At 38.1% G+C, this 13,322-nt stretch carries 20 protein-coding genes; 10 read left to right on the top strand and 10 right to left on the bottom strand.

What is annotated here, in order from left to right:
- The first annotated feature begins 45 nt into the window (after positions 1–45).
- The 3 genes from QH639_RS12950 (at position 46) to QH639_RS12940 (ending at position 2,317) form a co-directional block, all read left to right on the top strand.
- Positions 46–699 carry a hypothetical protein gene (locus QH639_RS12950; protein WP_281114618.1) on the top strand — a complete coding sequence of 218 codons (654 nt, stop codon included), beginning with the start codon at positions 46–48 and terminating at the stop codon, positions 697–699.
- Between the two features lie 125 nt (positions 700–824).
- The gene (locus tag QH639_RS12945) at positions 825–977 is read left to right on the top strand and encodes a hypothetical protein (RefSeq protein WP_167444836.1); all 153 of its coding nucleotides are present in this window, start codon (positions 825–827) and stop codon (positions 975–977) included.
- A gap of 179 nt (positions 978–1,156) precedes the next feature.
- A complete protein-coding gene (locus QH639_RS12940) occupies positions 1,157–2,317 on the top strand; it encodes an MFS transporter (RefSeq protein WP_281114617.1) in 1,161 nt (386 codons plus the stop codon).
- Between the two features lie 68 nt (positions 2,318–2,385).
- On the opposite strand, the gene QH639_RS12935 is transcribed toward QH639_RS12940, so the two are convergent.
- The 4 genes from QH639_RS12935 to QH639_RS12920 all read right to left on the bottom strand — a co-directional run bounded on the left by QH639_RS12935 (position 2,386) and on the right by QH639_RS12920 (position 5,442).
- The gene (locus QH639_RS12935; protein ID WP_281114616.1) at positions 2,386–2,733 is read right to left on the bottom strand and encodes a VOC family protein; all 348 of its coding nucleotides are present in this window, start codon (positions 2,731–2,733) and stop codon (positions 2,386–2,388) included.
- A gap of 107 nt (positions 2,734–2,840) precedes the next feature.
- A complete protein-coding gene (locus QH639_RS12930; protein ID WP_048390553.1) occupies positions 2,841–4,007 on the bottom strand; it encodes a Ger(x)C family spore germination protein in 1,167 nt (388 codons plus the stop codon).
- Between the two features lie 130 nt (positions 4,008–4,137).
- On the bottom strand, positions 4,138–4,383 hold the full coding sequence (locus QH639_RS12925; RefSeq protein WP_004228871.1) for a YkuS family protein: 246 nt from the start codon (positions 4,381–4,383) through the stop codon (positions 4,138–4,140).
- A gap of 81 nt (positions 4,384–4,464) precedes the next feature.
- The gene (locus QH639_RS12920) at positions 4,465–5,442 is read right to left on the bottom strand and encodes a dimethylarginine dimethylaminohydrolase family protein (protein WP_237900443.1); all 978 of its coding nucleotides are present in this window, start codon (positions 5,440–5,442) and stop codon (positions 4,465–4,467) included.
- A gap of 115 nt (positions 5,443–5,557) precedes the next feature.
- Here QH639_RS12920 and QH639_RS12915 point away from each other — a divergent pair, with 115 nt between their 5' ends.
- A complete protein-coding gene (locus QH639_RS12915) occupies positions 5,558–5,758 on the top strand; it encodes a transmembrane Fragile-X-F protein (protein ID WP_281114615.1) in 201 nt (66 codons plus the stop codon).
- Positions 5,759–5,895: 137 nt separating this feature from the next.
- On the opposite strand, the gene QH639_RS12910 is transcribed toward QH639_RS12915, so the two are convergent.
- Positions 5,896–6,471 carry an LOG family protein gene (locus QH639_RS12910; RefSeq protein ID WP_066037501.1) on the bottom strand — a complete coding sequence of 192 codons (576 nt, stop codon included), beginning with the start codon at positions 6,469–6,471 and terminating at the stop codon, positions 5,896–5,898.
- 79 nt (positions 6,472–6,550) lie between these two features.
- Between QH639_RS12910 and QH639_RS12905 the strand changes: the two genes are divergently transcribed.
- Both QH639_RS12905 and QH639_RS12900 read left to right on the top strand, forming a co-directional pair.
- Positions 6,551–6,868 (top strand): MazG-like family protein, encoded by a 318-nt coding sequence (locus tag QH639_RS12905; protein WP_237900948.1) that lies wholly within the window; start codon positions 6,551–6,553, stop codon positions 6,866–6,868.
- Positions 6,869–6,878: 10 nt separating this feature from the next.
- Positions 6,879–7,322, top strand: a complete 444-nt coding sequence (locus QH639_RS12900; protein WP_281114614.1) for a GNAT family N-acetyltransferase — start codon at positions 6,879–6,881, stop codon at positions 7,320–7,322.
- Positions 7,323–7,355: 33 nt separating this feature from the next.
- Here QH639_RS12900 and QH639_RS12895 read toward each other — a convergent pair whose 3' ends face one another.
- Positions 7,356–7,808 (bottom strand): NUDIX domain-containing protein, encoded by a 453-nt coding sequence (locus QH639_RS12895; protein WP_281114613.1) that lies wholly within the window; start codon positions 7,806–7,808, stop codon positions 7,356–7,358.
- Positions 7,809–7,903: 95 nt separating this feature from the next.
- Between QH639_RS12895 and QH639_RS12890 the strand changes: the two genes are divergently transcribed.
- Positions 7,904–8,404 (top strand): hypothetical protein, encoded by a 501-nt coding sequence (locus QH639_RS12890; RefSeq protein WP_227744841.1) that lies wholly within the window; start codon positions 7,904–7,906, stop codon positions 8,402–8,404.
- Between the two features lie 288 nt (positions 8,405–8,692).
- On the opposite strand, the gene QH639_RS12885 is transcribed toward QH639_RS12890, so the two are convergent.
- The 4 genes from QH639_RS12885 to QH639_RS12870 all read right to left on the bottom strand — a co-directional run bounded on the left by QH639_RS12885 (position 8,693) and on the right by QH639_RS12870 (position 11,063).
- Entirely contained in the window at positions 8,693–8,953 is a 261-nt protein-coding gene (locus tag QH639_RS12885; protein WP_237900450.1) for a hypothetical protein, read from the bottom strand.
- Between the two features lie 54 nt (positions 8,954–9,007).
- A complete protein-coding gene (locus QH639_RS12880; protein ID WP_281114612.1) occupies positions 9,008–9,397 on the bottom strand; it encodes a hypothetical protein in 390 nt (129 codons plus the stop codon).
- Between the two features lie 3 nt (positions 9,398–9,400).
- Entirely contained in the window at positions 9,401–9,586 is a 186-nt protein-coding gene (locus QH639_RS12875; RefSeq protein ID WP_048390572.1) for an antitoxin VbhA family protein, read from the bottom strand.
- A gap of 304 nt (positions 9,587–9,890) precedes the next feature.
- Entirely contained in the window at positions 9,891–11,063 is a 1,173-nt protein-coding gene (locus QH639_RS12870; protein WP_281116198.1) for a multidrug effflux MFS transporter, read from the bottom strand.
- 276 nt (positions 11,064–11,339) lie between these two features.
- On the opposite strand from QH639_RS12870, the gene QH639_RS12865 reads away from it, so the two are divergent.
- The 3 genes from QH639_RS12865 (at position 11,340) to QH639_RS12855 (ending at position 13,203) form a co-directional block, all read left to right on the top strand.
- Positions 11,340–12,119: a GNAT family N-acetyltransferase gene (locus QH639_RS12865; protein ID WP_281114611.1), complete on the top strand. Its 780-nt coding sequence runs from the start codon at positions 11,340–11,342 to the stop codon at positions 12,117–12,119.
- 174 nt (positions 12,120–12,293) lie between these two features.
- Entirely contained in the window at positions 12,294–12,827 is a 534-nt protein-coding gene (locus tag QH639_RS12860; protein WP_281114610.1) for a GNAT family N-acetyltransferase, read from the top strand.
- A gap of 160 nt (positions 12,828–12,987) precedes the next feature.
- Complete coding sequence (locus QH639_RS12855; RefSeq protein WP_054548789.1) at positions 12,988–13,203, top strand: hypothetical protein; 216 nt, start codon at positions 12,988–12,990, stop codon at positions 13,201–13,203.
- Positions 13,204–13,322 lie beyond the last annotated feature (119 nt).

Raw genomic sequence — 13,322 nt, 5'->3', positions numbered from 1 at the left:
TTTGGTATGTGCATATTATGGATTACCTTAGAAAGGAGGCAGCATATGGTTAACAATAAAAAGGCGTTTATCGGGTCAATCGTTATGTTGGGTATTTGTATGTGTCTGTTTTTTCCTTATCCTTACAATGAAGCAAGTATGGCACATACTACATTCATGTCAATTCCGATCGAAACACAAGATGGATACGTGTTACTTGGCATCTTTGGCTCGATTTTATTTTTAATTGCTATGATTTTACTACTTAGGAGTATCAACAAATATCATTTTCGAACATTTGTTATTGTAGTATTACTTTATTCATTTTTACCTCATTTGCTTATCGTGGCGTATCAAGAAACCTTTGCTAGTGGCATTATGGCCATTTCATACAAAGGGGAAGGAGAATGTCGTTTTGATATGGTGGAAAAAGACTTCATGAATGGGGAATGTACCATTGTCTTACATAATCGAAGCAATGAAGCTGTGTCCTTTGATTTACAATTTATCGATACGAATTTTTTTAAAGGCGATAAGCGGATGAATTCACTGATGAATATAGCAGGGCCATATCATGTGACCATCGAGGCCAATCGTGAAAAAGCTATTCATCTAAAGGAATTACTCCATTTAACAAATGTTCCTAATCATATAGAGGGAGGTGGCTCCTCCAAGGTGCATGTTCAATTAATAGACGGTGACAAGGAAAGAACTTTATAAATAGTCCATGCGTGGAAAATTTGTTGCGTCTTATAATAGTTTCAACATTGTATTTGCTTTTGTGGTAAACTTGTATTAAATTATAGTAAGCTATGAATTGATCTTGAGAGAGGAGGCAAAAAGTCATGGAAACGATTTTCAGAAGAACGGCGATTGAGGTAAAGACATTTTTACAATTAGATGATTTAGGCTCAAAGGGACCAGTCTGTGGTTTTTTAAGAAAACAGCATAGTGAAAGTAGTAACCGGAAGCTTTTTGCTTTTGTCAGCCATGTGTGAAAAATGACTTTTTAACCATACTAAGTAATTGGTAGACGCCGGTTTATGGCGTCTTTTTTGTTGCGATAAAACGGAGAGAGGGTGAGTGAATTGCTAAAAAAACTAAGACAATTAAGGAATGTTGCAGTGTTCCAAGCGCTTCTAATTTAGAAAAATAATTAGAAGCGAGGAATTTTACTATGAAAAAACAACTAATTTTTACTTCATCATTTCTTTATCTATTTCTAAGTAATTTTTTTATTTTTATAGGATTTGAAATGCTATTGCCTATTTTACCAGCCTATTTATTAACCATAAACGCTAATCCGATGCAAGTAGGCTTGGTGACGACGGTATTTACACTAGGTGCCATTACGATAAGACCTTTTGTAGGGTACTATTTAATGGATCATAAGCGGAAAAAACTAGCGATTGTGGCAAGTATAGCCTTACTCATAATTACAATGCTGTATCCATTGCTTAACACGATTTGGATTTTCCTATTACTCCGACTTTTCCATGGAACAGCGTGGGGTGTATCCACGACAGCCAATAGTACAATGGCTGTAGATAGTATCCCTAAAGCTCGATTAGGAGAGGGAATGGGCTATTTCTCGGTATCCACAACCGTGGGAGCGATTGTTGCACCAAGTCTCGGTATCCTTATTTACAGTACCTTTTCTTTTCACACGCTGATTTGGTCGTCAGCCTTCCTAAGCCTATTTGCGATCATAATGCTTTCCTTTGTGCATGCAACGACACCTATTCAAAATGACAAGCAGCCATTTCGGTTTATGGAAGCGATATTTGAAAAAGAAGTAAGGTTTCAAGCAGTATTGACTGTTGTGACGACGCTTGGTTTTGGCGCTATTATTACATTCTTAGTTCTTTTTGGTGAACAAAAGGGATTAAAGCATATTTTTCTATTCTTTCTTATCAACGCAATTGTTTCCACGTTAATACGTCCTTTTACAGGGAAATGGTTTGATAAGCATGGACCATGGTCGATCATTATTGTGTCAGCGATTTTCGGTTTTCTATCTTTAATCGTGTTATCCTATACTACAAATAATTTCACATTGATTATCGCCGCGATTTTATTTGGTGCAGGCTATGGCACCGTTATGCCGTGCCTACAAACCTGGGCTGTTCAAAAAGTAAGTGAAGCCAAAAGTGGTGCAGCCAATGCCACTTTTCTTTCCAGTTTTGATGTTGGAGTAGGTATGAGCGCATTTATCTTAGGAATTTTAGCTGAATGGATAAGTATAGAAATGATTTTCCGACTTGTTAGCCTTAGCTTTCTTCTTGTCGCTCTGTTAGTCTATCGGGATTACATTCTTAATAAGAAAACAAACCATTAATATAGGAAGAAGGACCAGTCTCAAGTGTCTGGTCCTTTTTTCTTTGACTTATATAATGCAAGGGTAAACTATTTTTCCCAAAGCTCAATCAGTCGACCTTCTGGATCTTTAATCCAAATAAACTTTCCAAATTCGGTACACTTTAGAGGTTTTGCGAGGGGGACATCAAGATGTTCAAGATGCTTTATCATCTCGTTTACATCATGAACTTGGAAATTTAACATCACTTGCTGTTCTGCTGGAAAATAATTGTCCTGTTCAGTGAAAAAAGAAAAGATCGTTTCATTGCCTTCTTGGGGTTTAATGATTGTCCCATTCCAATCGTTTATTTCTAGCATCAAGGTTTCGCTATACCACTTTTTTACAGAAGCTAGATTCTTTGTTCGCCAAAATATACCTCCAAAGCCTTTTATCATCGTCTCGATCTCCTGTCTGTTTACCGTTTCCTCATCTTTTCCATTACTATAGCATGACAAGATGGCCATAAGAAAGAGACAATGCCATTTTGGATGGCCTCTAGCTATTATTCGGTAATCGTTTCTGCAAATGTTTTACGGCCAGGGCTTACTTTATTAATATGAATATCGATTTTACTAATGGAATCTTTGCTTAAAGGAATTTTGCCATCCTTCTCTAATCTCTTCCAAGCCTTTACATTACTACGATAGAGATATTCGGACAGACGAAAGACATCCGCATCCATTTTTAGTCCTTCCTCAAAGGTAGTTAGGATTTCTTCCTTGACGGCTTTTTCTACTTTTTTTCTTACCTGATTGGGTGTTAGCCTCCCTTTAAAACCATTTAAAATCGTATCGAATTTTAAATTTACCTCAAACTTTACGTCATTACCATTCACAATTGGCTTGACTTTGACATCTAGCTTTTTAATATCGACGGTTAAGTAATCACTTTTTTCATTATTTTCTAATTCGACGGTAATTTCTCCTTGCTTTGTTTCATCATTCATCCACTCGATTCCACGTGCCGATTTGCCTTTAATATAGCCTTTAAAACTATCCTTTGAAAGAATACCGACACCAGCAAAAACGGTTTCTGTTTTGGAGCCATCCATTGTTTCCCAGTTTTCGTTGACGGTTACGTAAGGAATTTTCATTTCGTGATTGGGCTCATTTAAGCCAATGACGAGCTGTCTTAAATTAACAGGCTCTACAAATGACTCCTGCTTCGCTGTGTTTTTAGGATTACTCAATTTGGCGGCAGTTGGTGATTTCTCTAACAATGGAGAAACTAATAAAACATCCTCGATAGGATCTTGGGTACAGTAAACCCAAATATGATATCTTGTCTCTCGAAAGCGTAAAAAAGTATCAATAACCGCAATCGCATGTTCATCTTTCATAGCACTCTCTGAGAAGAGAAGAAAGGTCATATGTCCCCAAAATACTTCTTGGTCCATTGAACGATACAATTTGTAAATGGCTTCTTCTATTGTCTTACCCTTCGCTTGACCAATTTCGGTAGGCGCTGCATTAGGGTTAGCTGATTCTGTTTTCGCTACGTTAGCAAAGTTGATAATTTGTAAGTATGCTGTATATTCATTATCCTTGTAGTCAACCCCCACACCTTGTACGTAATACATGCGTTGCGGCTCTGTTACATCCCAACAGCCTGATAGCAGTAGTGTAGTCGTCAGCATTAAAATAACAATCGCAATTTGTTTTTGGCTCATATATCTCCCTACTTTTTGAAGTTCGTGTATATTAGTTTGTACAAGAACGCAAGGTATTATAAGTAGAGACCATTTGTATGTAGGAAAGTGCTGCTCTCGTCAAAATGACGTAGAGACAGCACTAATGATTTTAGTGGAAATATTTTTGGACGCGTTCAACGACCTCGTTTGCCGATAGTCCATTCGCATCAATCACAGGACCTTCCATAACTGGATCACTAATTCCCATGACATCGCGATCCTGACCTGTAATAATACAAGCATCACATTTTTTCGCATCCTCTTCATTGCGAAGCTGGATGACTTCAAAGCCTTGTGCTTTTAAAGCATCTTCGATATTCGTTAATGATTGTTCCACACCAATAATTCTAGACATTTCTTGTCCACCTCCTACAAATAATGTGCCATTTCAGGTTGCTCATTATTCATACTATTTTTTAGTGGGGAGAGATAATTTCTAGAGATCCGTGCGTAATAGGGGTTGTGTACTACATCTAAAAGAACCGCCAAAGCTTCGAGAAATCGTAAAATCAACATATTCTACGGTGATACCTCTCTTCGCTAGTTGCTCGCCAATCCATGTAAATTCTTTGTCTGTAATATAGACTTCTTCATTAATAGGTAAGCCGTTAGTAGCAAGTTTTGCGGCATCCTCTAGGGAAACGTGAATTTTATCCCAATCTTTTAGCTGTTTGGGAATACCATCAATGAGTGCTTCCTCGCAGACAATCATTAGACCCTCTCTAACGAGGCTAAGCGCACAGTCGAGATGAAGAATGGTTGGATGAAGCGGCACTTCGACCACCGTATAATCAAAGTTACTCGCTAAATTACGCAGCCACTGCACACCATTTTTATTGGAGGCTAGTCCTGAATTCCCGACAAAAATCGTTTTATCTAACACTAACACATCGCCGCCCTCTAAGAACGGGCCAGCTTCAGAATCTAAACCATCTGCCATATCAGGCTTTGGAATGGAGACATAGAAACATTGATTTTCATTTGCTTCCTGTGCTAAAAGATTACGTACGGGCAAAACTTCGTTGCGTCTATGTGGGAATCGAAGGGAGCCCTCGATTAAAAAATGGCCGATAGTGAAAAAGGGATCGCGAACGAAGAAATTGCTATAGCCATCTTCTTTTCCTACTTTTTTTTCATAGTCTGTTAAACGTCTTGGTACTTGTACTTCTACCCCGTATTTTTCTAATACTTTTTTTAAATTTGCTCGTTCCAATTCCCATTGCTGCTGTCTTTCTGGAAAGACATCTTTAAAATTTTTACCGAGTGTATCTACGCTTGCATAAAGTGCTAGTGTTTCTTCTGTTAAAAATTCATCATCTGTTGGAGCCTCCTTAGCTGGAAAAGCAAATTCCGATTGCGCCATGACAACTCGTTTTAAAGGAGCAAACTCACTTTTTACAAAAATATTCGTCATCTTACTGCCTCCTGTTGTATGATTTAGAAAAAGTAGTGAAAATTTTTCCTGTGATGTTCCTTATCGTAAGATATATAGTTACTATATAGTCAAGGATGGGCTGTAAGGTGGTGAAATGATGGGCATTGCAGAAGTGTTGACCATTGTCTTTGTCGTATTAAAGCTAACAGATGTCATTACATGGTCGTGGTGGCTGGTATTATTACCAGCGATTCTTTCATTTAGTCTCTATGCCATTATTGGGCTGGTGAAGCTTGGGATGGTATTGATTGCTATGGTAGCAGTGAAAAGGCGGGAAAAGAAAGCAGAATTATGAAATCATAGTAGCCAAATTACTAGTAATCAGAACAACCAGGTTCTTCTTTTGTTTCGCATAGTCATGTAGGATCGTATTGGAGATTAGAGCATGAAAAAGGTGAGGTTAGTCCAATTAGGTCCACCCTCACCATTTTATTATTTGCTTAATTCATAAGTTTTCACAGCTGGAGGAACAAAGCTTTCACATTTATCTAATAGTGCTGCTGCGTCCTCATCAACAATAAGTGCCTCGCGATATTGTGCTTTTAAAAATTGTTCATTTTGCATATGGTCAAAGAATGATATTAATAAATCAAAATAGTTTTCCATATTGAAAATAGCACAAGGTTTTTGAAGCAGCCCGATTTGATTCCACGTAAATACTTCAAAAAATTCCTCTAATGTTCCAGGTCCACCAGGAAGGGCAATAAAGCCATCTGCTAATTCCATCATTTTACTTTTACGTTCATGCATTGTCTTTACAACAATCAGCTCTGTCAGCTGTTGATGCGCAATTTCACGTTCTTCTAATAATGTCGGAATCACCCCAATGACCTTGCCGCCTTCTTCTAGCACTGTATTCGCTACTGTTGCCATGATGCCTACAGAAGCACCACCATAAATAAGAGTAATTTGTCTTTTGGCTAATTCTTTTCCTAGTAAAATCGCTCCTTGACGATAAGCATCGGAAGCGCCTAGACTGGATCCGCAAAATACGGCAATACTTTTCATAGCTGATTTCCTCCATATCTGATCGAATTCTTTTATAGTATAATTTATTTTGAAGAGGAAGGAAATGGAGGAAACTGAATTGGAACTAAATGAATTTCAACGCTGGGTAAAGGATTACTATGAAGCACGTGGCTGGTCAGAGCTTAATATTTTTACACGTATTGGCTTCTTGGCAGAAGAAACAGGTGAGGTAGCCAGGGCGATTCGAGCAATCGAGATTGGTAGAGATCGACCAGATGAAAAAACACCATCCTTTGAAGAAAATAAGCAGGAGCTAATTGAAGAGCTAGGGGATGTCTTAGGAAATCTTATCGTGATTGCCAATCAGTACAATATTCCATTAGAAGAAATATTTGCAGCTCATCAAGACAAGCTGATAAAGCGTTACCAGGAATAGGAGGAGCGAGATGGAATATCAAGTAGAGGTTTTACGGGGACAGCATGAGGATTTTACAAATTTTTTAAGCGAAAAAATTCGTGCCTATAATAATGAGCAATCTCCTTATCATCGCGAAAGTAGAAAGAAGGGTGCGGTTCTTCCTTTACAGTTAATCGTCACAGATCAACAGCAGCAATGGATAGGTGGTATAACAGCTGAAGTCTACTGGGGATGGATAGAAATACATAAATTTTGGTTTAGTAAAGAATATCGTGGAAAGGGAATTGGCACAAAACTCTTAGCACAGGTAGAGTTAGTAGCCAAGGACATGGGGGCAACAAAAGCTCTACTGACAACCTACGAGTTTCAAGCGCGTACCTTTTATGAGGCACATGGCTATCAAGTAGTGGGGGAAATTAAAGATTATCCACCAGGCAGTAGCTACTATACGATGGTGAAAGTGCTACATTAAGAATAGACTGTCTAAGGAGATAGACAGCCTGTTTTAATTGACATCGCCCAAATAGATTGTTGTTTGTTGTTCTCGTATAAATTTCTGTAATGGTTGGGTAATCGCTTTGGGGTAAATTCTATATGTATGAAGCTTTTCAATCGGTATCCATTGTGTCCCAATTTGAAGACTATCAGGATTCGTTGGTTGACAAGTTTGCGCATTTAGCTGACAGAGGAAATAATATTCTACCTGATGTACATCAGCGTCAAAGGCGGCATGCTCATGATTTTGTCCGATGTATTCACGGATAAATAACAGCTCTCCAATGTGAACGGAGGAGCCAATTTCCTCCAGGCATTCCCTTTGCAACGTCTTGTGAAAGGTCTCTCCATGCTCCTGTCCACCACCTGGACAAAGGTAAAAGTAGCCCTCTATATCTTGATTTTTTGTTAGCAATAGTTTCCCATCCACGATGATGATGGCTTTGACAGAATTTCTAATCATGGACTTCTCCTTTTAATTGTTATTTTTCGTGATCATGACTAAAACGCTTCATGAATGTCTACCTTAGTAAAAAGGGGAGATGAAGCGTGTATTCAATGTCCAATTTTAAATTACTTGTCGAAAAACAGACCGAAATTGATACCATTTATCAGAAATGTAATGATTTAATTCAATCAACTGTTACACCAAAGCTAGATGCAGAGGTCGAGCAGTTTTTAATGCTAGTTGAACAGCATTTGACACAGCAAGGCTTTACCATTACGAATACATCAACAGGGTTAATCGCCAATTATCAAGAGGCTGTCATTAATGTAGATAAACATTCAAAGCATTTGGAAGAATGCTTTTTTATCAATTTAAATAGTTATGCTGAGGATCAAGTCTCTATTGTACTCGATATCTCACCAACGATGCTACCGAAAATTTCAAACCAGCTCGATGGCTACACAGATATTATAGAGCAAATGACGGATAAGCTAAAGCAAGCAAAAAGTCTAGAGAAAGCCTGTACGAATCCCAAATTTCTTTATAAAACGCAAAGCAACAAAGTTTTTCATACCCCTCAGGAAGTGTTGGATTATTATTTTCAAGGATAGGAGAAGCAGCTAGAAAAAACTAGTAGGTGTATAAAAAATGGAAAATTGATGTTGAGGACTGACCTCAACAGTATAGACAAATAAAAAAATACACCTTCGATTGAATATGGGGTTAAAAATTAAATTTCAATTAGGAGGTGATTTTTCTAAGAGTAAAAGGTTTTAAATGAATTAAATGATCCCTATTGCGAAATATATATATAAAGGATGATGATTCAATTACAAATCACCATCCTTTTTAGCGTATTAAATAAGTAAAACATACTTAATCTGTAAATAAACCATTCCTTAATCCGTTTCAAAGGGCTTTTCTTTATACTTGGAAACATCATAACGCCCAATTACTTGATAATTAGACGTTTCATCGTCAGCCTTGAATTTATTGAAATCAGCTACATCCAGAGCATCTGTCATCATCTTCAATAAATATTGTGGTTCCGGAGCTTCTTCTACTGCTGCAAGAACTAGTGCATTTCGTAAATATCCTGCATACTGTGAGAGCAATTGAGCATTGAAGTCTAGCCTATTTGCTTCAGCAAAAAGCTTCATGAAAATCGATACCGTTCGTGTATTTCCTTCTCGGAAAGGATGAACACGCCAAAGTTATGTCATAAATGAAGAAAAGTCCTCAACAAGGAGAGGATTAGAATACTTCCATTGCTTAGATTTAGACCAACTGAAAATAGTTTTTAAATCAGATACAATGTGATCTTTATCACTATAAGCAACAGATAATCCGCTTAAAACATGTTCGCTTTTATAAATATTGACTGTGCGGAATTCTCCTGCCCATAAATATAGTTCATGAAAAAGGAAGTGATGAATCTTTTGAAGACTTTTATATTTTTGGAAGTCAATCTCATGCGTGATAGAAGAAATATCTATAATCCCAGCGATTAACAGTTGTGCTTCAACGTCAATCAATTGTTGTTCATCTCGAATATTTAATTTGTTGATTAAGACATTTGTATTAGGATAAATATATGGGTCCATAAACTACTGTGAAGCCCTTGTATATTTTTCAACAATCGCTTGTTTCAATTGGCTGGATGATACTTGACCATTTTCATATTGGTTTAAGAGGTTCTGTGTAAATGCGCTCGGTTTTCCACCGTCAATGGCAGCCATACCAACTGCGAATTGCACTTGCTTTTTACGTTCTAAGGATGAATTTTCTTTCATAAATAACACCCCTCACTTTAATGGTATATCTATTATATCAGTTTTATGCATCAGGAGATAGTTAGATCACTGCACGATGCCTACTGACATAGTTCAATCTTTGTCATTAAGTATTTACACTTTGAGTGAGAAAATTCAATAGGTGCCAGTGGGGAAAATTTAGAGCTAGGCTATCCTATAATCAAAGTGGGTGAAATTTTACGAAGAGTAAAATTTCACCCACTTTTTCTATTCGGAGGAGAGGTTTTGTTCTAGTCTTTCATCTATCTAAAAGCGATAGCGATTGGAAGCCCGCTTTCTTCCATTATCGAATAAACTTTCTCCCGCAAAGCCACATTATCAAGGATAGACCTAAGAAATAAAGTGGCATTGTCAGTAAAGAACCGTTATGCAGTAAGCTCATACCAGATGTGATGGCACTGACGAGTAAGTAATAGCCGAGACTAAAGATAGCGCCTGCTGTGCCAATCACATCCTGAAAATCTACTAACGCTAAACTTAAGCAATTAGGAAGTGCGATGCCAGAGCCTAGCAGTGTGATAAAAATAGTAATCAGCATACCAATGGCCATCTTGCTCGCGTGCAATGGCAGGGTACAAACGATGGTTAAAAGCAAAGTGCCACCAAGCATTACCAAACAGCCAACATGGATGATTTTTTGTGGCGAATGGCTAATGACGAGTCGCTTTGAAATCATAGCCCCTATTATGGAAGCAAGGGCAACGATAATGCCAAGAAATCCGTACAGGCCAGGTGACAGCTGGAAATGTTCGATGAATATAAAGGGTGCTTCGGCATAGTAGCTAAATAGAACACCATTAATACCTCCTATTAGTAGCCCATAGACAAGCACGATGGGTGAAGCAAAAATGCGTTTGACGACAGGCCAAATCGCTGTTCTTTGTCTTGTTGCAGGATTGGTTGTTTCTGGAAGTCTGCAATAAGCATAGATAAACAACAGGATACTCATGATGACAAGGACAAAAAACACGGCTCGAAAGCCTAGTGCTTGATCCACCCAACCACCAATTAACGGCCCTATAGCTGGGGTAAAGGCAATGACGGCTGAAATTTGAGCAAACATAGCATGGCGTTGACTTCCGGTCACACTTTCACGCAAAATGGTTTGCGTAATAATGGAGCCAGTTGCAGCGCCGAATGCTTGTAGCAATCGACTTGCTAATAGAAAAGGGATTGTCTCTGCGTAAAAGCAGAGTAGGCTACCTATTCCATAAAAAATTAAACCACCTAGCATGGCAGGTCTACGGCCAATAAAATCAGAAATCCATCCCCAGCAGAAAACGCCGAACGCAAAGCCCATAAAATAGATGCTTAATGTTAATTGGACAGAGCTATTGGCTACATCAAGTGCAGCGGCAATATCCGGAAGTGATGGTGTGTATATTGTTTCACTAATTTGTGGAAAAGCCACAAGAACAATCATTAATAATAAAGATGGTACTGCCTGTTTTTTCAACATATTGCCCTCCTACAAGCAAAATTCTACTTTGTTAGTTTCAAGTAGATTGCGTAGCTAGGGAAACGGCGGGACCATTATAAGAATACGTTCATAGGATGTCATGTTGAAATCACCTTTATATGCTTGAAGTAGGAGTGCATAGTCTAGCAACTATTATAGGCTATTTTACAATAATTATATAGTAATAATTGCTAAAGCTAAGAGATATTGCTTGTATATGGAAGGGGGATTTTGTAAAATGGAACATATGTTCTTTTGAGAGGGTGTATCTAATTGAATTTTGAGCTAACTTTATTTACTTCTAGTGATATTCAGGGATTAATCGAGCTATCAGCTTCCGTTGGATGGGATTACGATGCCTACGAAATTGAAACGATTATGGCAGCAGGTAGAATAGTTGGACATAAAAATATGGAAGGAAAAATTGTTTCCTGTGCAGCTATTATTCCCTACGACACAAATGTAGCTTCCATTGGCATGGTAATTGTGCATGAGCAATGCAGAGGTTTTGGCTTAGGTAGAATTGTTACACAAGCCTGTATCGATAGTGTTTCAGCGGAAACAGCAATTATGCTGGTAGCTACAAAAGAAGGTGAACCTTTATATCAAAAAATGGGCTTCACGACTGTTGAGCATGTACATAAATATTTTGCAGACAAATATGTTGAGACGACAAGCGAAGCCGATTTTTTAGGCACCATCAAAGAATTTCAAGAACAGGATTTTGAACAGCTTGCCCAACTTGACGCAGCAGCCTTTGGGGGTAGTAGAAGAATCTTTTTGCGTAAAAGAATACAGCAGTCACAGCGCTGTGTTGTTGTCAAAAATCAAGACAACCAAATGATTGGCTATGGCTTAACAATCGCGGGGCCAATTTATCTACTTTTAGGGCCAATCGTCGCACCAAGTAAAGAAATAGCGCATCATATTATCAATGAATTGGCTAAGGGCTATCAGGGGAAATTACGTATCGACTGTCCATCTGTTCAACAGGAGCTTGGTCCAATTTTACAACAAAGTGGTTTTACGATGGCTGCCACACCACTGTCATGATCCGTAATGCCAAAAAAATACCTACAAGAAATCAAACATTATTTGCTCTAGCAGCACAAGCTTTCGGGTAATCAAACGTGCAAGCCTACTTTGGGGTTTGCACGTTTGTATTGTCAAAAAAGGATTTTGAAGGAAGAGTAGAGAATGATATGGATGGTAGAGGAGGGGAACAGCATGTTTCCAGAATTAGAAACAGCAAGACTTAGGTTAAGAGAACTCACAGAGGAGGATGTTCCTGCGATTTTTCGTTGCTTTTCCAATGAGGCTTTAACACGCTATTATGGGCAGGAGCCTTTTACTGACACACAGCAGGCTGAGCAGTTAATTAAGCAATTTGCTAAAAATTTTGAGGAAAAGCGTGGGATTCGTTGGGGAATTGAACGAAAAGATTCGAATGAAGTGATTGGTACAGTTGGCTTCCATTTATGGTCGACGGCACATCAACGAGCGGAAATTGGCTATGAAATTCATCCTGATTACTGGCGGCAGGGTTATACAAAAGAAGCTGTACAGAAAGTAATTGCATATGGTTTTGGGGATATGAACTTAAACCGGATTGGAGCCGTTGTTTTTTTAGAGAATGAGGCATCTTCCAAGCTTTTAATTCAGCTTGGATTCCAACAGGAGGGCATATTGAGGGACTATATGTATCAAAAGGGACAAGCACATGATACATTTATCTATTCTTTGTTAAAAAAAGAAGAATAACGTAGCTTTAGCGCATTTATAGAATAATCATTTACTTGGAAATGGATAATAAATAATAATTTAGATGGAGTTTTGAGGCTGCTTTTTTCGGTTATAGTTCTTATATGAACAACAATTCATAAGTTCGTGTAAAAAAGTAACAGATAAGGGGCTGGGTGTTATGGAGCAATATAGCACAGCTTATTTTCAAAAGCTAGATTTACTGTCAAGCTTATACGCGGGACAGGCTGCTTTAAAGGATTCCCTTCCAACAGAGAAGGTCAAGCGAATGGAGCGCTATCAACAAATTGAAGCGGCGATTACAAAACTAAATAACGAAATTAGAATAATTGAACGGACCATATTAAAGTCCTCCCATCCTACTAGAAATAGTTAATGGTAGCTCAACCCATGCATATCCCAGCATGGGCTTTTCGTTTGATAAGGTAAGCTTATGTATTTTTATAATAATTATAGATTTTTCTTATGGGTGATCTACTAGTACACTAAAATAAA

It is taken from the genome of Lysinibacillus sp. 1 U-2021 (genome assembly GCF_029916965.1).
GTDB classification, from domain to species: Bacteria; Bacillota; Bacilli; order Bacillales_A; family Planococcaceae; genus Lysinibacillus; species Lysinibacillus capsici.
The sequence above is the reverse complement of the archived record's forward strand: the minus strand, read 5'-3'. Positions and strand labels throughout refer to the sequence as shown.